This window comes from Cryobacterium sp. M15 (genome assembly GCF_002929675.1).
Classification (GTDB): Bacteria; Actinomycetota; Actinomycetes; order Actinomycetales; family Microbacteriaceae; genus Cryobacterium; species Cryobacterium lyxosi.
Map to the genome: position 1 here is coordinate 324,108 of NZ_PJJW01000040.1, position 20,399 is coordinate 344,506.

At 60.6% G+C, this 20,399-nt stretch carries 19 protein-coding genes; 13 read left to right on the plus strand and 6 right to left on the minus strand.

Features of this window, described 5'->3' with window-relative positions:
• Positions 1–1,371, minus strand: a complete 1,371-nt coding sequence (locus tag CXY83_RS14685; RefSeq protein ID WP_104198037.1) for an MFS transporter — start codon at positions 1,369–1,371, stop codon at positions 1–3.
• A gap of 144 nt (positions 1,372–1,515) precedes the next feature.
• On the opposite strand from CXY83_RS14685, the gene CXY83_RS14690 reads away from it, so the two are divergent.
• The 6 genes from CXY83_RS14690 to CXY83_RS14715 all read left to right on the plus strand — a co-directional run bounded on the left by CXY83_RS14690 (position 1,516) and on the right by CXY83_RS14715 (position 7,954).
• A complete protein-coding gene (locus CXY83_RS14690; protein ID WP_158251891.1) occupies positions 1,516–2,361 on the plus strand; it encodes a DeoR/GlpR family DNA-binding transcription regulator in 846 nt (281 codons plus the stop codon).
• A 342-nt stretch (positions 2,362–2,703) separates the two neighbouring features.
• Positions 2,704–3,633 (plus strand): aldo/keto reductase family oxidoreductase, encoded by a 930-nt coding sequence (locus CXY83_RS14695; RefSeq protein ID WP_104198039.1) that lies wholly within the window; start codon positions 2,704–2,706, stop codon positions 3,631–3,633.
• A gap of 29 nt (positions 3,634–3,662) precedes the next feature.
• The gene (locus CXY83_RS14700) at positions 3,663–5,561 is read left to right on the plus strand and encodes a Na+/H+ antiporter (RefSeq protein WP_104198040.1); all 1,899 of its coding nucleotides are present in this window, start codon (positions 3,663–3,665) and stop codon (positions 5,559–5,561) included.
• Between the two features lie 151 nt (positions 5,562–5,712).
• Entirely contained in the window at positions 5,713–6,417 is a 705-nt protein-coding gene (locus CXY83_RS14705) for a DNA-3-methyladenine glycosylase (protein WP_104198041.1), read from the plus strand.
• Positions 6,418–6,471: 54 nt separating this feature from the next.
• Complete coding sequence (locus tag CXY83_RS14710) at positions 6,472–7,320, plus strand: alpha/beta fold hydrolase (protein WP_104198042.1); 849 nt, start codon at positions 6,472–6,474, stop codon at positions 7,318–7,320.
• A gap of 223 nt (positions 7,321–7,543) precedes the next feature.
• Positions 7,544–7,954 carry an ester cyclase gene (locus CXY83_RS14715; protein ID WP_104198043.1) on the plus strand — a complete coding sequence of 137 codons (411 nt, stop codon included), beginning with the start codon at positions 7,544–7,546 and terminating at the stop codon, positions 7,952–7,954.
• A 162-nt stretch (positions 7,955–8,116) separates the two neighbouring features.
• On the opposite strand, the gene CXY83_RS14720 is transcribed toward CXY83_RS14715, so the two are convergent.
• The 4 genes from CXY83_RS14720 to dhaK all read right to left on the minus strand — a co-directional run bounded on the left by CXY83_RS14720 (position 8,117) and on the right by dhaK (position 10,819).
• A complete protein-coding gene (locus tag CXY83_RS14720) occupies positions 8,117–8,338 on the minus strand; it encodes a hypothetical protein (protein ID WP_104198044.1) in 222 nt (73 codons plus the stop codon).
• A gap of 74 nt (positions 8,339–8,412) precedes the next feature.
• Positions 8,413–9,108, minus strand: coding sequence for a dihydroxyacetone kinase phosphoryl donor subunit DhaM (dhaM, locus tag CXY83_RS14725; protein WP_104198045.1), 696 nt, complete (start codon positions 9,106–9,108; stop codon positions 8,413–8,415).
• Complete coding sequence (gene dhaL / locus CXY83_RS14730; protein WP_104198046.1) at positions 9,108–9,806, minus strand: dihydroxyacetone kinase subunit DhaL; 699 nt, start codon at positions 9,804–9,806, stop codon at positions 9,108–9,110. Before dhaL ends, dhaM begins: the two co-directional genes overlap by 1 nt.
• An 11-nt stretch (positions 9,807–9,817) precedes the next feature.
• Entirely contained in the window at positions 9,818–10,819 is a 1,002-nt protein-coding gene (gene dhaK / locus CXY83_RS14735) for a dihydroxyacetone kinase subunit DhaK (protein ID WP_104198047.1), read from the minus strand.
• Between the two features lie 265 nt (positions 10,820–11,084).
• Between dhaK and CXY83_RS14740 the strand changes: the two genes are divergently transcribed.
• Positions 11,085–11,804, plus strand: coding sequence for an MIP/aquaporin family protein (locus CXY83_RS14740; RefSeq protein WP_233200989.1), 720 nt, complete (start codon positions 11,085–11,087; stop codon positions 11,802–11,804).
• Between the two features lie 94 nt (positions 11,805–11,898).
• Positions 11,899–13,413 carry a glycerol kinase GlpK gene (gene glpK, locus CXY83_RS14745; RefSeq protein ID WP_104198048.1) on the plus strand — a complete coding sequence of 505 codons (1,515 nt, stop codon included), beginning with the start codon at positions 11,899–11,901 and terminating at the stop codon, positions 13,411–13,413.
• Positions 13,414–13,442: 29 nt separating this feature from the next.
• On the opposite strand, the gene trpD is transcribed toward glpK, so the two are convergent.
• Entirely contained in the window at positions 13,443–14,495 is a 1,053-nt protein-coding gene (gene trpD / locus CXY83_RS14750) for an anthranilate phosphoribosyltransferase (protein ID WP_104198124.1), read from the minus strand.
• A 104-nt stretch (positions 14,496–14,599) separates the two neighbouring features.
• Between trpD and CXY83_RS14755 the strand changes: the two genes are divergently transcribed.
• The 5 genes from CXY83_RS14755 to CXY83_RS14775 all read left to right on the plus strand — a co-directional run bounded on the left by CXY83_RS14755 (position 14,600) and on the right by CXY83_RS14775 (position 19,781).
• Entirely contained in the window at positions 14,600–15,268 is a 669-nt protein-coding gene (locus tag CXY83_RS14755; RefSeq protein WP_104198049.1) for a heme-copper oxidase subunit III, read from the plus strand.
• A 38-nt stretch (positions 15,269–15,306) separates the two neighbouring features.
• The gene (locus CXY83_RS14760) at positions 15,307–16,119 is read left to right on the plus strand and encodes a cytochrome c (RefSeq protein WP_104198050.1); all 813 of its coding nucleotides are present in this window, start codon (positions 15,307–15,309) and stop codon (positions 16,117–16,119) included.
• Positions 16,120–16,214: 95 nt separating this feature from the next.
• Complete coding sequence (locus CXY83_RS14765) at positions 16,215–17,288, plus strand: ubiquinol-cytochrome c reductase iron-sulfur subunit (RefSeq protein ID WP_104198051.1); 1,074 nt, start codon at positions 16,215–16,217, stop codon at positions 17,286–17,288.
• Entirely contained in the window at positions 17,285–18,934 is a 1,650-nt protein-coding gene (locus CXY83_RS14770; RefSeq protein WP_104198052.1) for a ubiquinol-cytochrome c reductase cytochrome b subunit, read from the plus strand. The genes CXY83_RS14765 and CXY83_RS14770 overlap by 4 nt, the downstream gene beginning before the upstream one ends.
• 25 nt (positions 18,935–18,959) lie before the next feature.
• Entirely contained in the window at positions 18,960–19,781 is an 822-nt protein-coding gene (locus tag CXY83_RS14775; RefSeq protein ID WP_104198053.1) for a methyltransferase domain-containing protein, read from the plus strand.
• The last annotated feature ends 618 nt before the right edge of the window (positions 19,782–20,399 follow it).

A 20,399-nucleotide genomic window follows, 5' to 3' on the forward strand; every position in this document is an offset into this window, starting at 1 on the left:
TCAATTCAATCGAGCGTCATCAAATGGAATGCGAGCGGGCACACCGTGGAAGCCAGGCTGCGTTCCCCGCAAGACGGAGGCCATCACAGCGGCCACAAGGTACAGCGCGGCAAAGAGCACCACGAGTCCGAGTGCGCCGAGGGGGCCGTAGAGCAGTGCCACGAGGAGCGGGCCGGCGAACACGGCCGCGCCGATGCCGAGGTTGTAGGAGCTCATTGCCGCACCGGGCTGCTGCGGGGCGAGCGACACGGCGATCGCGGACAGTGGCACAAACCCGGCAAGGCCGATTCCAAAAATCGCCCCGACGAGGAGGGTGAGGCCGTAGGCGAACGGCCAGCCCTGACCGATGGCGTAGACGGGAACGACGTAGAGGCCGATCATAGACACGGCGCAGAGCACGGCGCCGAACCAGGTGACGGTGCGGCTCCAGCCGAAGCGGTCGCCGAGCGCGCCGAAGACGAGGTTGAAGGGAATGTTCACCGCGTAGATCACGGTGGTGAGAATCAGGAATTGGCCGATCGACCAGCCGAACCGATCCACGAACAGGGCTGGGAAGAAGATTGCCATGCCATAGGTGGGGATCGAGTTGATCATGCGGGTGAGCATGACGAGCAGCACCCTCGGTTTGGTCGCGAGAAGTTTGAGCCCGTAGGACAGGACTGTGACGACCTCGGAGGGATTGTCGACGAGGGGCTTGCGACCGGTCTTATCCTTGACGCCGACAAAGGCGACGACGGCCCCGCTGACGACGAGCACGAGGGAGACCCAGAGGGTTTGATACATCGAGAGATGGAAGATGTCGAGGGCACCGGTCGCAACGAGCGCGCCGAGGGTGGGAAGCCCGGCGGTGAAAGCCACGTAGAACCAGCCAATGGAGCTCGCGAGGTGCCTGGGGTTGGCTGTTGCGGTGATCCAGACCAGGAACCCGTAGGCGAAAAAGGGGTAGCCAAAGCCGCGCAGGCCGTAGGTGACGAAGATGAGCATGACGTTGCTCGAGGTGAGGGCGACGGTGAGAAAAAGCAGGTTGAAGACGACCCAGATACCGGCGCCGATCATCATGACGCGGCGCGGGCCCCAGAGGTCAGAGAGAGCGGCGGAGAGGAACGCGGCGATGGCGACGGCCACGCCGTAGACGGTGACGAGCGTGCCGACGAGGGGGATGCTGAAGCCGTGGTCGCCGGTGAGGAATGGCGCAAGAATATTGGTCTCGACACCGTCACCGACCATGAACAGCGCCAGTCCGATGTAGCCCCAGAGCAGTGGGCGGGGGAGTCCGAGTCGGTCGAGCAACCTAAGCCGGGCGAGGCCGTTGGTGGCGCCTGCTGCGGTGCCTGGGTGGGTGCCCGGGTGGGTGAGAGCCTGAGGTGCCATTCTTCGCGTCCTTACGATGGTCCAGAGATCGAACGCCCCAAAACTAACACACAGTTTCACGTATTTAACATGCAGTCTGTTATAAGTCAGGTAATTGAACACATCGATTTAACAAGACGCGTCAGGGCATCTATGCTGGCGATCATGAAGTTTGCCGACGTCACCGACGACGATTCCCTTTCGCGCGATTCCCTCACGCGCGATGGCCTCACCGGTCCGGTGCGGCGTAGTGAACTGGTGCGCCACATCGAGGCGAACGGTCCCGTGCGACTGGAAAAGCTTGTCGAGACCTTCCGCGTCAGCGCCATGACTATTCACCGCGACCTTGATCTCCTCGCCCGCGAGGGACTCATCGAACGCGTGCGGGGCGGGGCGCGCGCAAAACCGCATCCGTTTGCCGAGCAGGATGTCCGCCTGCGCCGGGCCACCCGGGTCGGCCTCAAGAAGGCTCTCGCCGCAGAGGCAGCCCTGCTGATCCGGACCGGCGATGTTGTCGCCTTCGACGACTCGACTACGGTCGCAGCCATGCTCGGCCACCTCGCCGAGCGCGCCCCGCGCGCGGTGGTTACCCACGCGCTGGGGCTGATGCGCGAACTGACGCTGATGCACCCTCAGATCTCGCTCGTGGGCCTCGGCGGACAATACGTGCACGAGACAGACTCGTTTCTCGGCGCCATCGTGGTCGAACAGCTCAGTCGGGTCTCTGCCGACGTGGTTTTCGTGTCGACGACTGCATTGAAGAATGATGCTCTCTTTCACCCGGATGCCGCGGCCGCTGAAACGAAGCGAGCCTTGCTCACTCGGGCCGACCGCAAGGTTCTGCTGCTAGACGACAGCAAGTTCGAGGCTAAGGGGCTGTACCACGTGGCCGACCTGGCCGACTTCGATGACGTGATCGTCAATGCCGAACTCGCACCGGAGCTTCGTGAGCACCTCAACACACTCGGTCTGCGCGTGCACTACGTATCGACCCCGCCTGCCGAATTCTAGACGGGTCAAGAGCCCTCGAGCCAGACCGGTGAGTGCAGCCGGCGCGCAGCGATAAACGCGGTTATACAACGTTCACCAAGTGACCGATAATGCACATTATGTCAATACGTCGATAATCGTCTGCCATTACCTGGCCCGCGCTGCTTCAAAGCAACCTCGACTCCCCGCCCAAGTTGAGCCCACAATTAGCGTGCCTTAAGACGCAGACAAGATTTTTCACCGCCGATATTGTTGCAGACCGCAGGCCGTAGGCCGCAGGCCGTAGACCGCAGATAACACTCCGGTCGCGTTCAATCAGGTGATGAGTTGTTGTTCTTGCCCGACTGCACCCAGACTGGAGGCATGAAGACAATGACGTTACCGAATACCCACTTGGAAGTCTCGAATATCGTTCTCGGGCTGATGCGGATCGTTCCCCTCGGTGACGAAGAGATCCGATCCCTGGTTGGGGCCTCCCGAGACGCCGGCATAAACTTCTTCGATCACGCCGACGTGTATGGCAGCACGCCCCACGAATGCGAGCGTCGTTTCGGGGACGCGGTGGCGTTTTCGGCAGAAGATCGGGCACGAGTGGCCATCCAGTCAAAAGTCGGTATTCGATCCGGCTTCTGGGACTTCTCCAAGGAGCACATCCTTGAATCCGTCGACGAATCGCTCACGGCGTTGAAGACCGACTATCTCGACACGCTGCTGCTGCACCGCCCGGACGCCCTCGTGGAACCCGACGAGGTCGCCGAGGCTTTCAACGTTTTGCACGATGCGGGAAAAGTGCTCAATTTCGGCGTCAGCAACCACACCCCAGGGCAGGTCGAGCTGCTGAAACGTTCGGTGGCCCAGCCGCTCATCGTAAATCAGGTGCAGCTCAGCATCACGCACGCGCCGCTTATCGCCGCTGGTATGTCGGCCAACATGGCCGGCCTCGACCAGTCCATCGACCGGGACAACGGCATTCTCGATTACTGCCGACTCAACAACATCACGCTGCAGGCATGGTCGCCGTTTCAGAAGGGTTTCTTCGATGGTATTTTTCTGAACGATCGAGAAAACTATTCCGCGTTGAACGATGTCATCGATGACCTTGCTCGAACCTATGACGCTCCCCCGGCTGCCATCGCCGTCGCTTGGATCACCCGTCATCCTGCCCACATGCAGGTAGTGCTCGGAACGACCAGCGTTCGGCACCTTCTCGATTCGGCCGTGGGGTCTGACATCGCTCTTACTCGGGGAGAATGGTATCGACTCTTCACTGCCGCTGGACATATCTTGCCGTAGTCCAGCCCCAGAAACCCTTGGCGGAAAAAATGGATGTTTCACTCGCTCTGCTCACTCTTGTCGTCGTTGTCTGCGCCGCCAGCGCCCTAGCGAGACGCTTGAACTTGTCTGTTCCGCTGCTGCTGGTGGTTGTCGGTGTCGTCGGCTCGTATCTGCCGTTTATTCCGGCGGTACAGTTGGACCCGGAACTGGTGCTGGTGGGAATTCTTCCTCCGCTGCTGTACGCAGCCGCCATCCGTACCTCCCTGGTCGAGTTCCGCACCAACCTGCGCTCCATCGGCCTGCTGTCGGTCGGTTATGTCATTTTCGGTACCGTGGCCATCGGTCTCATCGTCTGGTGGCTGATTCCGGAAATTCCCTTGGCAGCGGCGTTCGCCCTGGGGGCGGTGGTGGCTCCCCCGGATGCGGTGGCGGCGACTACGATTGCCCGCCGAGTTGGGCTCCCGCGCCGGGTAGTGAGTCTTCTGGAAGGTGAGTCGCTGGTCAACGATGCGACCGCTCTGGTACTTCTTCGCACGGCGATCGTTGCCATTGGTGGCAGTGTCACCGTCTGGCAGGTGGCGTCAGATCTTGCTTTTGCTGCCGTTGGCGGTGTCGTGATCGGCCTGATTGCTGCATGGCTCCTGCTGCTGATCCGAAAACGCGTGCGTAATGTGGCCATAAACACGTCCATGTCGCTAGCAGCCCCGTTCGTGGCCTACATTCCGGCCGAGGAAATCAACGCATCTGGCGTGTTGGCTGTCGTTGTGGCTGGCCTGGTGATCGGCACCAAGACGCCCGCTATGCCGGGCGGCGCTTCGCGACTGAGCCAGCGCAGCAACTGGGCCACGGTGCAGTTCCTGCTCGAGAACTCTGTTTTCCTGCTGATCGGGTTACAGGTGCGATCGATCATTGAAGCGACCTCGGGTGACTCGCTGGGTGCCGGGCGCATTTGGGGTGCTTGCGCTGTCATACTCGTCGCGGTTCTCTTGTTGCGCCCGATTTGGGTGTTCCCGGCGATTTATCTCCCTCGCCTGTTCCCCAAAATTCGAAAGGCCGACCCCGCACCACCCTGGCAGTTGCCCGCCATCGTGTCGTGGGCCGGCATGCGCGGTGTGGTCACCCTGGCTGCCGTGTTCGCCCTGCCCGAAGACGTCGCACACCGTCCCGTCCTCGTTCTCGCGGCCCTGGGGGTGGTGGCTGGAACCCTGGTCGTGCAGGGCCTGAGCCTGCCGTGGCTGGTTCGTATCCTGGGGGTACGTGGTCCAGATATCAAAGCGGATGCGCTCAGCCAGGCCGCGCTCATGGATCAGGCCACCGCCGCGGGGATAGCAAACCTGCGCCGGCACGCCCGGCCCGACGATCCACCGGAGGTACTCGACATGCTCGAACGCCGCACACAGGAACGCAACCGGGCGGCCTGGGAGCGCCTCGGACGTTCAGAGCTTGCAGACCGCACTCCCAGTAAGCGTTATGTACAGTTGCGGCTGACCATGCTCGACGCTGAGCGCGCCAAGGTTCTGAAACTGCGCCATTCGGGTGAATATGCCCACGAGGTGATCAGCGAAGTGCTTGAGATGCTCGATGTTGAGGAATCTATGTTGGACACCTCGCCCGACGACCTGAGCATCGACTTCAGCGCCGAAACTCATCCCGTGACCAAGCCCGACACCTCTGGAGTGCCTCTGGGCGCCGGCGGCTGTGAGCACTTACGAGCCGTCGGTGAGCATCCGGTACCGCCGGATGCGGAATGCAGCGACTGTGTGCGCGAAGGCACCAGCCCGGTACACCTTCGGATGTGCCTAATCTGCGGCAACGTGGGGTGCTGCGATTCATCCGTCGGTCAGCACGCGACCAGGCACTTCCAAGAGTCCGGCCACCCCATCATGTGCAGCGCCGAGCCACGGGAATTGTGGCGTTGGTGCTACGTTGACGAACTCCTCGGTTAGCGAGTGCTCGTCGACACGGCCATGACGCACCGTAGATCTTCGCCGCGGACCCGCGTCGTGCGCTGGTACTGGTGTTCTGGCACGTCGACGTCCCAGATTCACGGAACGGCTCGGGCGAGCGCTTCTCACCGGGCGTCGATACGCTGACCAGATGAGTGTTCTCAATGGGTTTCATTTAGCGGACCGAGGGTTCTTTTCCCGCGAGGTGCTCCTCGTTGCGCCGGAAATTCTCGGCTGCATCCTTCAACACACCGATGACGATGGCACTGTGGCCATTCGAATTACCGAGGTTGAGGCGTATGCGGGAGAACGCGACCCCGGCGCGCACAGTTATCGGGGCGAGACGAATCGGAATAGGACAATGTTCGGCCCCGCCGGCCACCTGTACTGCTACTTCACCTACGGAATGCACCACGCTCTCAACGTCGTCGCTGGACAACCCGGCCAGCCATACGGTTGTCTCATTAGGGCGGGAGACGTGATCGAAGGTTCCGACATTGCCCGAATCCGGCGAGAAAGCAAGCCACGAAAGGTTCCTCTCCTGGATAAGAGTTTGGCGCGAGGCCCCGGCTGCGTTGCCCAAAGCTTTGGAGCAACCCTGGTCAACGACGGTGACGATCTTTTCGGTGGACAGTGGAAGTTCTTCATTCCGGATGACGGTGTGATTTTAACGCACCAAACCGGACCCCGCGTTGGCGTCAGCGGGCCCGGCGGAGATCCGACCAACTTCCCTTGGCGGTATTGGTTAGCTGATGCGTCATCCGTCTCAACCTACAAACCAGCGAAATACCGCGGTTCGATCGGCTCCCCTCGCACCGTCGTTTCAGCGATTTCCCAGCGAACCTCGATTGTCTAAGACGCACAAACTCCGTTACCTCCAACGAACCATCAACGATTGCGAGGAGAGACCATGCCTTTCATTACCGTCCCTGGTCAAAACGGGCCTGACGTCGAACTGCACTATCAAGACGTCGGTGCCGGCAAGCCCGTTGTACTGATTCACGGCTGGCCACTCAGCAGCAGGTCCTGGGAAGGTCAGGTACCTGCGCTGGTCGACGCCGGTCGCAGAGTCATCACATACGATCGCCGCGGGTTCGGCCAGTCATCTCAGCCGTGGAACGGGTACGACTATGACACGTTTGCCGCCGACCTGAAGGCCGTTCTTGATGCCCTCGACCTGCGAGACGTCACTCTTATTGGATTTTCAATGGGTGGCGGCGAGGTTGCACGTTACGTGGGAACGTACGGCACCGACCGCATCGCGAAGCTCGTCTTCGCCAGCGCAGTACCGCCGTACCTCTGGAAATCGGATGATAATCCTGATGGAGGTGTCGATGCCGAACTGGCACAGTGGTTCCACGACGGCTTGACCGAAGACCGCCCGGCATTCCTGCATGAATTTGTTCAGATGTTCTTTACTGCGGGTAAGCCCTCGTTGGTCAATAAGCCGAAGGTCAGTTCCGAGCAGATTGCGTACAACCGTAGTCTGGCCGAAATGGCCTCGCCTAAAGGCACACTCGACTGCACGGCCGCATTCGCTACGACAGACTTCCGCGATGATCTGTCGAAAATTACCGTACCGACCCTGGTGATACACGGCGACTCCGACACGATCGTGCCATTCGAGGTCAGTGGAAAGCGTACTCACGCAGCCATTTCCGGCAGCGAACTCGTGGTGATCGAAGGTGCCCCGCACGGTCTGACCGTTTCACATCGGGAGGAATGGAACCGGCACGTACTCGCCTTCCTCGCCAAATAGCGAAACCGGTAAGGGTTTGCTCTGACGGGCAGAGTCCAACGCGCAAATCCTCGTCGTCTCTTTTGGGGTCGAAGCCGTGCGGCAGCGTGCAGGAGCTGAAGCTTTTTTCGGCCTGATCCCATAGCCTCCTGCCGCTGGCGGAGCGCTGAGCGTTAGCCGGGGTCCGGTCACCCAACACCTACATAGAACAATCCATGTCAAACCCCACGAAAAGAGTGAACACATGAGTACAGAAGCGAATATCGCCGCACAGCAGAAGTTCGGTGAAGCCGTGAATAACGGAGAACTTGATCTTCTGGACGACCTCGTGGCCGAAGATGCAGTCGATAACGACCCTGCGCCAGGTCAAGGCCCGGGCCCAGCAGGCTACAAAGCATTCTTCGGTGAGATGATTGCCGCTTTCCCGGACCTGCACATCGAAGTCGAGCGCCTTGTAGCAAACGACACCGACGTCGCATTTGCCTATACGCTCACCGGTACCCACCAGGGGTCCTTCATGGGCCACTCCGCCAGCGGTAAAACGATGTCGGTCCGTGGCATGCAAATCAGCCGGTTCGAGAACGAGAAACTTGTAGAGCGGTGGGGCAGCAGCGACCAACAGGGCATGCTCGAACAACTGGGCCTCGCACCTTAGCCTGCGACAGGGGGCTTCCTCAATCGAAATGGCTGGGGCCGAAGATGGATTTATGTATCTGACCTACGACGCGAGACGGCCTTGACCGCGCCCGGCCGATCATTTCGCCCGGTTCTGGGCTATTTGTCCCGCACTCCCGCGGCGCCAGGTTGCCCTAACGAATCAGGTGCGTGTCTGGTGTATGACCATGCCAAATTCATTGACCGGTTCGAAGGCATCGCGGTCCCACGCTCCCGGATGCGCAACCGGGCAGTTGACCACGGTATTTCGGGTGGAATGATCAATGGTGTGTTCGTGCATGGCATGGCCGCAGATGGGGCATGCCTGTGCATTGGTCGTGGTCGGCTCTTCCGAACCTTTTGAGGTGTTCCTGTCCTGAATCATGCATTCACGATACGCCGGATTGGACAATAAGGCACGGAACTGCTAGGCGTTTTCCTCAAGTTTGCGACGGCGGCTCACTGCTCGCCGAAGCCTGATTCCAGCAGGTCCGCGAGGGCGTTGATCGCCGGTCCAGCCGCGGGGTCTGTGGACGTGAGTTGCACACTGCTCCCCCGGGCCAGGCCGAGCGACATTATGCTCAGCAGACTGCGGGCGTCCGTGCCGTTCACGCTGATCGGAACCGAGAATGTGCTCGCGAGGTTGACGAATTCTGCGGCTGGTCGTGCGTGAAGACCGTCCTTGTTGATGAGGATCACCGTGCGTGACACCCCGGTCGCAGCGGGAGGCTGGATCGCCGGCGTGGCTTCACTCATCACATGCAGCGCTGACTGCGCCGCCGCCACGACCTCGTCGAGGTCTCCCCCGGTTTCTGCGGCCACCGCCGCAGCCACCCCGCCTTCGACGAGGGGCGCGTCGACAATCCGCACCTGGTCTTGCTCGGCCTCCTCGAGAAAATCGCGCACTGTTTCCGCGGTCAGGATGGCCGAACCGAGATCGCACAAGATCACCACCCCGGCACCATCGTTCGCCGCGCTGATTCCGACGCTGATCTTCTCAAAGCTCGTACCGATTCCACCGGAATCTGTTCCACCCGCGGCGGCAAGACGCACCGTCGGCGCCATTTGGCGCGCCAGTTCGACCAAGCCCGTCGCGATCTTCTCGCTGTGCGAAACGAACACGATACCGACGCGTCCAGCGGATTCCGCCACCATCAATGGTGCGACATCAAGTCGGCCGCGGCGCGCAGCAGCAGTGACGTCGACTGGGAGCCCGGGTCTCGGTGACCGATCGCTCGCTCTCCGAGATAACTCGCCCGTCCCTTGCGTGCTACCAGTGGCTCGGTAGACTGCGCGCCGTGCTCTGCAGCGTCTGCTGCGGCCAGCAGGACGGTGCCAACGGGTGAGCCCGCCGTCTGCGCGGCCGACGCCGCGTTCACCGCCGGTGTCCAGGCGTCGATCATGGTCTTGTCACCCTCCACTGCTTTGCCCCGCAGCACGATGCCATCCCGCGCCGCCGTCAGCAGGGCGACCAATGCAGTCGCATCCAATGACTGCACCGCCCCGACAGCACCGGCGGCTTTGAGAAAGGCTGTGCCGTACAACGGACCGGCAGCGCCGCCCACCGTAGAGATCAGGGTTGTGGCAACGAGTTTCAACACGGCCCCCGGCGTTGTCTCATCGGTGAGTTCCTCGAGCTTGGGCAGGATCGCCTGAAAACCACGATCCATGTTCTCCCCGTGGTCGCCGTCGCCGATGTCGCGGTCGAGGGTGTTCAGGGCGGCACGGTTGGCTGCGAGTACCTCGGCGCTTCGCCGAATCCAGCGAATAGTCCAGCCAGTGTCCAGCCGGAGCGCTGCGTTGGCGAGGGCGGCGTCACCGACAACTGCGCCAGGTTCGTCGTTCGGGGTCATTGAGTCTCCTTCTATCGTCCCCACCGTAGCGCGGCCGTCTGCACCGGGGCGTCCCATAGCGCCGTGAGTTCGTCGTCGAGTTTCAGAACGGAGATCGATGCTCCCGCCATCTCGAGGCTCGTCGTGTAATTGCCGACCAAGCTCCGGGTGACTGTGATGCCGCGCTCCTGCAGAACTTCGGCGGCCCGGCGGAACACGATGTACAGCTCAATCTGTGGTGTGCCGCCCATACCGTTGACGAGCAGGAGCACCTCGTCGCCACTGGCAAATGGCAGGTCCTCAAGAATGGGGCCGAGGAGCCGGTCCACGATGGCGTCGGCGGGCTCGAGCTTGATTCGCTCTCGCCCTGGCTCGCCGTGAATGCCAATGCCGATTTCGATTTCGTCGTCGGCCAGGGTGAAACTCGGTTCCCCCGCGTGCGGCACGACGCACGGGGTGAGCGCAACACCCATGGTGCGCACGTCGGAATTCACTTTCTCGGCCACGGCGGTCACGGCATCCAGGTCATCTCCGCGCTCAGCGGCAGCTCCGGCAATCTTCTCAACGAGGATCGTTCCGGCCACGCCGCGGCGTCCGGCCGTGTACAGCGAGTCCTTGACGGCGACATCGTCGTTGATGATGACCGTGCGAACCTGGATGCCATCAGCGGCTGCAAGATCAGCAGCGGTCTCAAAATTCAGCACGTCGCCGGTGTAGTTCTTGACGATGTGGAGCACTCCCGCTCCACCGTCGACGGCCTGTGTCGCTGCCAGGATGGGGTCCGGTGTTGGCGAGGTGAAAACGGGGCCGGGAACGGCGGCATCCAGCATTCCGAATCCTACAAATCCTCCGTGCATTGGTTCGTGTCCGCTGCCGCCTCCACTGACGATTCCGACCTTGCCGTGCAGCGGCGCGTCCGCGCGCACAATGAAAACCGGATCGTGCGAGACCCGCACAATGTCGGCGTGCGCCACCTCGAACCCGGCGACGGCTTCATTGACGACATTCTTCGGATCGTTGATGAGCTTCTTCATGACCAGCCATTCACTCGGTGGTGCCACGGATTCATTCGGGTGCTTCGCCCAAGCGCATTTTCCCACGCCCAACATACGCGGTATTACCACGATCAGTAAGAGTCAGGGCGAACTCGCCTGGCCTATTCCCCTTCGTGACGCCCCGCGCTATGTTATGTCCGTCCGCTCACCGCAGAGGGGAAGCTGCAGCATCCCCTGCTTGACCAGAAAGGTTCTCGTGGAAAATATCGGAGCTGTATTCGTCTCGGAGGTCGTGGGCACTGCGATGCTGGTTCTCCTCGGAACCGGCGTGGTTGCCAACGTCGCCTTGGCCAAAAACAAGGGCCTCGGGGGTGGATTCCTCATGGTGACCATCGGCTGGGGCTTTGCGGTGTTCGCCGGTGTCATCGTCGCCTACCGTTCGGGGGCGCACCTCAACCCGGCCGTCACTTTAGGTCTCGTCGCCAACAACGCAGAGAGCTTCGGGATGGGAGTTCCCATCAACCCGATCTCTGTGTTGGTCTACATCGGGGCCCAAATGCTCGGCGCCTTTCTCGGTGCCATCGCCTGCTGGCTTGCTTACAAGCAGCACTTCGACACCGAACCAGACCCGGCTAACAAACTCGGCGTCTTCTCGACCGGGCCAGCCATCCGCTCGTACGGCTGGAACCTGGTCACCGAAATCATCGGTACCTTCGTGCTGGTTTTCGTCGTTATCGCCTTCGGTGGGGACCGGCAGGGAGTCAGTGGCGGTTTGGCGGGTCTCGGTGCGCTTCCCGTCGCCATCCTGGTTATTGCGATCGGTGCTTCCCTCGGTGGTCCGACCGGTTACGCCATCAATCCGGCTCGAGACCTCGGTCCACGCATCGCCCACTTCATCCTGCCGATCAAAGGCAAGGGAGGCTCCGACTGGGCCTACTCCTGGGTGCCCGTCGTCGGGCCAATCATCGGTGGCCTGCTCGCCGGCTGGGCTGCGCTGATTCTGCTGCCCCTGCTGGCCACTTGATTTGAACGAACGGGCACGTCCCTTGAACGGATGGGCCCGTTGTCATGCGACGACAGCTGAACTTCACACATACTCACAGGGAGGACACGCACCAATGACTGACTACATTCTCGCCATCGACCAGGGAACGACCAGTTCTCGGGCAATTATCTTCGACCGGGCCGGATCAATCGTGTCGACCGGGCAACTCGAACACGAACAGATTTTTCCCCAGGCCGGCTGGGTTGAACACGACCCGAAAGAAATTTGGGACAACACCCGCGAAGTGATCGGGCAGGCATTGTCCAAAGCGAACCTCACACGGCACGACATCAGGGCCATCGGCATCACAAACCAGCGGGAAACCGCCGTGGTGTGGGACAAGACGACCGGTGTTCCCGTCTACAACGCGATCGTGTGGCAGGACACCCGCACCCAGCCCATCGTCGACCGCCTCGCCGCCGACGGGGGCGTCGAACGGTTCAAGAAGAAGGTCGGGTTGCCCTTGGCTACCTATTTCTCCGGCACGAAAATAGTTTGGATTCTGGAGAACGTTGAGGGCGCCAGGGCCAAGGCCGACTCCGGCGACCTGCTCTTTGGAACGACGGACTCCTGGGTGTTGTGGAACCTCACCGGCGGAGTGGACGGCGGCGTGCACGCTACCGACGTTACCAACGCAAGCCGTACCCTGCTCATGGATCTGGAAACCTTGCAATGGGACGACGAGATTCTTGCTATTTTCGACGTGCCCAAGTCGATGCTGCCCTCGATCCGATCGTCGTCGGAGGTGTACGGCACTGCACACACCTCGAGCCTGCTGCGTGAGGTGCCTATCGCCGGCATCCTCGGTGACCAGCAGGCCGCGACCTTCGGTCAGGCGGCGTTTGACCAAGGCGAAGCCAAGAACACGTACGGCACCGGCAATTTCCTGATCTTCAACACGGGTACCGAGATTGTGCATTCCAAGAACGGACTTCTCACGACTGTGGGGTACAAGCTCGGCGACGATGCCCCGCACTACGCCCTGGAGGGATCCATCGCCGTGACGGGCGCCTTGGTGCAGTGGATGCGCGACAATCTTGGAATGATCAGCTCGGCCTCCGAGATTGAGGCTCTGGCAAAAACCGTCGATGACAATGGCGGAGCCTACTTTGTACCAGCGTTTTCGGGATTGTTTGCGCCGTACTGGCGTTCCGACGCGCGCGGTGCCCTGGTCGGTCTCACCCGATTTGTGAACAGAGGCCACATCGCACGAGCAGCGCTAGAGGCGACGGCGTTCCAAACCCGGGAGGTCATCGATGCGGTCAATGCCGACTCGGGTGTTCCCCTCACGGAGATCAAGGTCGATGGCGGAATGATCGCCAACAACCTGCTCATGCAGTTTCAGGCCGACATTCTCGGCGTTCCCGTGGTTCGCCCGGTCGTTGCGGAGACGACAGCGTTAGGTGCAGCCTATGCTGCCGGTCTTGCGGTGGGCTTCTGGGCGGGGCTCGACGAACTGCGCACCAACTGGCAGGAAGACAGCCGGTGGACGCCACAGATGGACTCAACCGAACGTAACCGCCAGCTGCGCAACTGGAAAAAAGCGGTCACGAAGACTTTCGGGTGGGTCGACGAGGACGTTCTCTAGTGAGCCTCAACCGCACGGCGGCCTCGGTTTCAGACCGCGGTCGCCGCAATCCACGCTGATAATTTGGCCGTGGCCACACCGGAGTCAATGGCTTCGGCGGCCACGGCCAACTTATTGCGAAAGCGGTCCACTATCGCCACTTGCACTTGAGACGCGTCATTGGCCAGGTCGAAGGCCACCAACCCGGCTGCGGCATTGAGCAAAACGATGTCGCGAATGGGGCCTGGCTCCCCGGCGAGGACGGAGTGCACGATGTCCGCGTTGTGTTGAGGCGAACCGCCGACCAGATCGCTGAGCTGCGCTCGCTGGATGCCGAGGTCTCGCGGGTCGATGTCGTGTTCGGTCACCAGGCCGCGTGACACTTCCCAAACGTGGCTGTGCCCGGTGGTCGTCATTTCGTCGAGGCCATCGTCTCCCCGAAAGACCAGGGCCGTTGCACCGCGAGTTTGGAACACGCCAACGAAGAGCGGCACCCGGTCAAGGTCAGCCACGCCGACGGCGGATGCCTCGGGTCGCGCCGGATTGCACAGTGGGCCGAGGTAGTTGAATACGGTGGGAATACCCAACTCTTTGCGAGTGAGGGCCACGTGGCGAAACCCAGGATGAAAAGCCGCAGCAAAGGCAAAGGTGATCCCGGTTTCCTTGAATACCTGGGCCACACGCGTCGCGTCCCGCGACAGGTCAATCCCCAATTCGCCGAGGACGTCGGACGATCCAGAAGCGGAACTCGCGGCGCGGTTACCGTGCTTGACTACCGGCACACCCGCTGCCGCGCAGACGATCGACGCCATGGTCGAAATGTTAACGGTATTGAACTTGTCGCCCCCGGTTCCGACGATGTCGAGAGCCATGGGGTTGACCGGCAGGGCAACCGCCTGCTCAAGAATTGCATCACGAAATCCAACAATTTCGTCGACAGTCTCTCCTTTCGCACGCAGCGCCACTAGGAAAGCGCCGAGTTGGGACGGGGAAGCCTCCCCGAGCATGATCTGTTCCATGCTCCAGGCAGCATCCGCCACGCTCAGATCCCGTCCCTCCAAGAGGGAATTCAGTATGTTAGGCCAAGACTGCGATTCAAGCATGTTTCCGATCATAGGAGAACGAGCGCAACTCCCCCGAATTCACGCCGTTCGTGCGCTGAATCAGCAGACTCCCAGCGGGTAGAAACTCTCAATTACACGCCCGAATGAGAAAAACCTGTGGGATTATCGGCCATAATAGAAGGGTGACCAGCACCTCAATTACTCAGACGGCGAGTGCGCCCGTCGTGAACCGGCCCAACAGCGTGGCTGTGGGCACCATTGTGTGGTTGGGCAGCGAGGTGATGTTTTTCGCGGGTCTGTTCGCAATCTACTTCACGCTTCGTTCAACCTCCCCCGAGCTCTGGCTCTTCGAGGCCGACAAGCACAACGTCACCTTCGCGTTGATCAACACGCTGATCTTGGTGTCGTCCTCGGTGACCTGCCAATTCGGAGTGTTTGCCGCTGAACGGCTGCAGGCGCGTTCGACCGGTTGGAAGCCGAGTGAGTGGGGCATGGTCGAGTGGTTCTTTCTCACGTACGCTCTGGGTGCGATCTTCGTCACCGGCCAGGTGTTCGAATACGCCACTTTGGTCTCAGAGGGAGTTTCCCTTTCATCGAACGCCTATGGTTCGGCGTTCTACATCACGACCGGCTTTCACGGGATTCACGTGACCGCCGGCCTACTCGCCTTCCTTCTAATCATTGGGCGTGGTTTCGCGGTCAAGAACTTCGGCCACAAGGAAGCCACCAGTGCCATCGTGGTCTCCTACTACTGGCACTTCGTCGACGTCGTCTGGATCGGGCTCTTCCTGGTCATCTACGTTCTTAAATAGAAATCAATACTTAGAAAACGGGAGCGGACTACTTCAGCATGACCAAGATCAAAACCCCTCGCGCACGTCGGCCACGCAAGACCGGACGTCGCAATCCTCTCGCCAGTGTTGCGCTCATTGCCGTCGGACTGCTCTTCACTGGAGGCGCCTATGTCGCCTTCAGCACCAGCACTGCCGTTGCGACAACGGATGCGTCCTCCCAGCAGACCATCGACCAGGGTGAAAAGCTCTTCGCTGCCAACTGCGCCACATGCCATGGGCTTAGTGCTCAGGGGTCGTCAGAAGGTCCCAGCCTGATCGGAGTTGGAGCAGCCTCGGTTGACTTCCAGGTCGGTACCGGTCGCATGCCGATGCAGATGCAAGGTCCGCAGGCACAGAAGAAGCCGGTTCAGTTCACAGCCGAGCAGACCGCCGCGCTGGCCGCTTACGTCGCTTCGCTCGCTCCCGGCCCGGCCATTCCCTCCGCCGACTTGGTCAAAGCTTCCGGAGATGCTTCGACGGGTGCCGAACTGTTTCGCATCAACTGCGCCATGTGCCACAACGTCGCCGGTGCCGGTGGCGCGTTGACCGAAGGTAAGTTTGCCCCCGCGATCGAGAACGTATCGGCCCAGCACATCTACGAGGCCATGCTTACCGGCCCGCAAAACATGCCGGTCTTCAACGATATGAACATGACGCCTGAAGACAAACGGGACATCATCACTTACCTGAAGTACGTCGAGGACAACCCGTCTCCAGGCGGATTGGCTCTCGGGTCCTTGGGGCCGGTAGCGGAAGGCCTCTTCATCTGGATCTTTGGCCTGGGTGCAATCGTGGCCCTCACCGTGTGGATCACAGCGAAATCGAATTAGGCCGCGTTTTTCGGTCTTGACGTGACGTTCGGAATCGATCGGACGCCACGGAGCACCACAGTGCACAGTATTTACACAGCCCACAAAGGAGAACAATGGCCAAGGACGATAACGGCGCGGAAGACGTAACCGCCGCCGACTCGCCTGGCGCGCAGCTCGCGACATCCGCCGCAAGCACAGCCGTCGTTACACGGGATGCCTTGGTCAATCCAGGGTTCCCGCCGCACCGCCCGCGTATCACCGACCTTGATCCCAAGGAAGAACGCAAGGCTGAGCGCACCGTCTATACGCTGTTCTACGTGTCCATCGTGGGTAGTGTTTTCGCGATCGCCGCATACATGGCTTTTCCGATCGTTGCCGAGGATCCCGGATCCGTACGACTGAACAATCTTTTCATCGGTCTCGGCCTCACTCTCGCCCTGTTGGCGATCGGTATCGGAGCCGTGCACTGGGGCAAGGCCCTGATGAGCGATCACGAGGGTGTTGACGAACGCCATCCCGTTCGGGGAACCGAACCGGTTCGTGCCCGCGCCGTCGAGATTTTCCAGCAGGCTAATGAGGAATCAGGCTTCGGACGCCGTACGCTCATTCGGAACAGCCTGATCGGTGCCCTCGTCGTCTTCCCGCTGCCGGCCGTCGTCTTGTTTCGTGGCCTTGGCCCAATGGACCAGGACCCGGTAGCCCTGCTCCACGAGACCTTGTGGAAAAAAGGCGTCCGTCTCACGATGGACCCGAGTGGAACCCCGATCAAGGCAGCGGACGTCACGCTTGGATCGTCATTCCACGTCATTCCCGAGGGCCTGTCCGAAATGGGCCACGGTCGTTTGGAAGAGAAGGCTAAAGCCGCTGTTCTGCTCATTCGAATGGATCCAAGTGACCTCATCGAGCAGGAAGACCGCAAGTCTTGGTCGTATGATGGCATCGTTGCATACTCTAAGATCTGCACCCACGTTGGCTGCCCGGTCGCACTTTATGAACAGCAAACGCACCACCTGCTTTGCCCGTGCCACCAGTCGCAGTTTGACGTTGAGAACCACTGCAAGGTCATCTTCGGACCGGCTAAACGGGCACTACCGCAGCTCCCGATCGCCGTGGACGCTGAGGGCTACCTAATCGCGCAGAGCGATTTTACTGAACCAGTCGGCCCGAGTTTCTGGGAGCGAGCATGACAACAATAATCACCCGCGAGTCCGCTGATGACCAAGCCGTCGGGGCAAAGAAGTCTGGTGGTTTCACCGCGTCAGCGGCCAACTACATTGACGAACGAACGAGCATTTCGGGCGCGGTCAAGGAACTTGGCCGAAAGATTTTCCCTGACCACTGGTCATTCCTTCTAGGAGAGGTGGCGCTGTACAGCTTCGTCATCATCCTGTTGTCGGGATCATTCCTGACATTCTTTTACCAGGCATCGATGGCTGAAGTCGTCTATGAGGGTTCGTATGCCCCACTCAAGGGCATTCCGATGTCCGTCGCAATGTCGTCCACGATGGACATCTCGTTTGATATTCGCGGTGGCCTTCTCATGCGTCAGGTCCACCACTGGGCAGCGTTGCTTTTCGTCGCAGCCATCGGGTTGCACATGCTGCGCATCTACTTCACGGGTGCATTCCGCAAACCGCGGGAGCTCAACTGGGTGATCGGTTTCATCCTCTTCATCCTGGCCATGGCTGAAGGCTTCACTGGCTACTCCCTCCCCGATGACTTGCTCTCCGGTAACGGCCTGCGCATCATCGATGGACTGATCAAGGGCATCCCGGTTGTGGGCACCTGGGTCTCGTTCTTGCTCTTCGGTGGAGAATTCCCCGGCACTGACATCGTCGGTCGGCTGTACTCGCTGCACATCCTGCTGCTGCCGGCCATCATTGTCGCGCTGATCGCCATGCACCTTCTGTTCGTCGTCGTGCACAAGCACACGCAGTACCCGGCAGCCGGACACACCAACCAGAACGTAGTCGGTTACCCGGTCCTCCCGGTGTACGCCGCCAAGGCTGGCGGGTTCTTCTTCATCGTTTTCGGTGTCGTCATGCTCATCGCGTCGCTGTTCACGATCAACCCGATCTGGAATTACGGACCGTACGACCCTTCACCGGTGTCGGCGGGTACCCAGCCCGACTGGTACATCGGCTTCGCCGACGGCGCCATGCGTTTGATTCCGAGCGGTTGGGAGTTTGTCTGGCTCAACCACACCTACTCGCTCAACATCATGGTCGTATTGATTGTGGTGGGTCTGTTCATCGTGACCGTTATGGTCTACCCCTTCATTGAAGCGTGGATCACCGGAGACAAGCGGGAACACCACGTTCTCGATCGTCCGCGCAACGCTCCAACGCGCACGGCTATCGGTGCGGCAGGTGTGACATTTTACGCGTCGCTCTGGTCAGCGGCCTCATCGGACATCATGGCGACGCACTTCCACCTCACCATGGAAGGTGTCATCCACACGCTCCAGGTGACCACGTTGCTCGGCCCGTTCCTCGCTTTCTTCATCACCAAGCGGGTTTGCCTGGCCTTGCAGAAGAAGGACCGTGAAATCGTGCTGCACGGTTATGAATCAGGTCGGATCGTTCGGCTTCCCGGCGGGGAGTTCGTCGAGGTGCACCAGCCCGTTGATGAGTACGAGCGCTGGAAGCTGGTCAGTTACAGCGACTTCAAGCCGCTTATGCTGCGACCCAATGCCCAGGGTAAGATCGGGCCGGTCGAGAAGGTACGTGCAGGCCTGTCCCGCTGGTTCTTCGAGGACCGGATCACTCCGGTCACGCAGACAGAACTGAGTCGGGCCCACGGCGATCACCCTGCAGAAATCACCGATAAGTAAATCACACCCAGCAGATCGGGCATCGATGTCACTCCAGACGCTATCGGAGTGGCTTCGGTGCCCGAACTGTTTTCTGCCGTTACGTCGCAGCGGCGAGCTTTTGCTGGGCTGTGACAACGGGCATTCCTTCGACGTGAATAAGCGCGGCTTTGTCAACCTGCTTGCCGGACCGCGTAAATTCATTGGTGATAGCGCCGCCATGCTGGACGCCCGAGATAGGTTTCTCGTCGCCGGCTGGTACGCACCACTCCGTGACGCCATCCGGCACCTCGTGGCCGATGAGGCGCCCAAGTACATCCTCGATGTGGGCTGCGGTACGGGATACTACCTAGGGGCGGCGCTGCCCTCAGGAGACGATGTACGGGCGCTGGGAATGGACCTCTCCCCCACTGCCGTGGGCCGTACCATCCGGTCGCGTGATCGCATTGAGGGGCTAGTGGCGGATGTGTGGTCGCCGCTCCCTGTGCGCGATGGCGCCGCGGATATCATTCTCAACATTTTTGCTCCGCGCAATGCTGCCGAATTCGCCCGCGTGCTCCGAGCGGATGGTTTGTTGCTGGTTGTCGTTCCACAACCGAGCCATCTGCAAGAGCTACGGGAGTCGGGCCTCGCTGTAGAAATGCAAGCTGATAAAGCTGCTCATTTGACGGCTAGTCTCGCCGCTTGGTTTACTCTCGAGATGCACGAACAGCTCGGCCGTACCGTAGAGCTGGCGCCTTCGGAAGTGACGTCGCTCATTGGCATGGGTCCATCCGCGCATCACGCGGGCTCGTCCGGAGTGGACCCGGTGGGAATGGATCGAGTCGTCACGTTCGCGTTCGACATTTTTGGCTTTCGGCGTCGCTGAGAAAATATTGCCTTTTGTGGACTCCTTTTGTGGCGCGGGTGGGCGCCATCGTCCGGTTGGGTGATTGGGATGGTTGAGTGCCACATCAGGAATACGTTCACGCATCCGGTCAAACGCAAGCGGTCAAACGCAAGCGGTGATGAGTTATGACCGGTTCTGCCGGCTTTATGGCGATTATGCTGCTGCCGCGGGTTGATCACGAGGCGGGCCGCAGCATCGAGGTCTGTTAGTGCTGACTGAAAATAGGGCCAGTATCGCCGAAAGGTTTAAAGGGTCGCTGCAACGGTGTGGCCGTGCGGCCTCCAACTGTGCTTTGTAGGAGGAGTGAAAATGGGACGGAAACCACAGCCACCGGAGCAATGGATGCCGTTCTTCACGGCGCAGGTGTCGGGTACAACACTGAAATAGTCCGCAGCACTGACCGGTATGTCCAGGTCTACTGCCTGTCCGTGGCTCAAGGGCTGTGGCTCAAGGAGTCGGGCGGAACGCGGCCACGGGTGACGGGTGACGGGTGACGGGTGACGGGACCACGATCAGCGTTGCGTTCGCCGCTCGGTGAGCGCGAGAGCATCTCGCGCAGTCTTGCCGAGCATCGGTCGCTGGCGCCGAGCGTCGCCG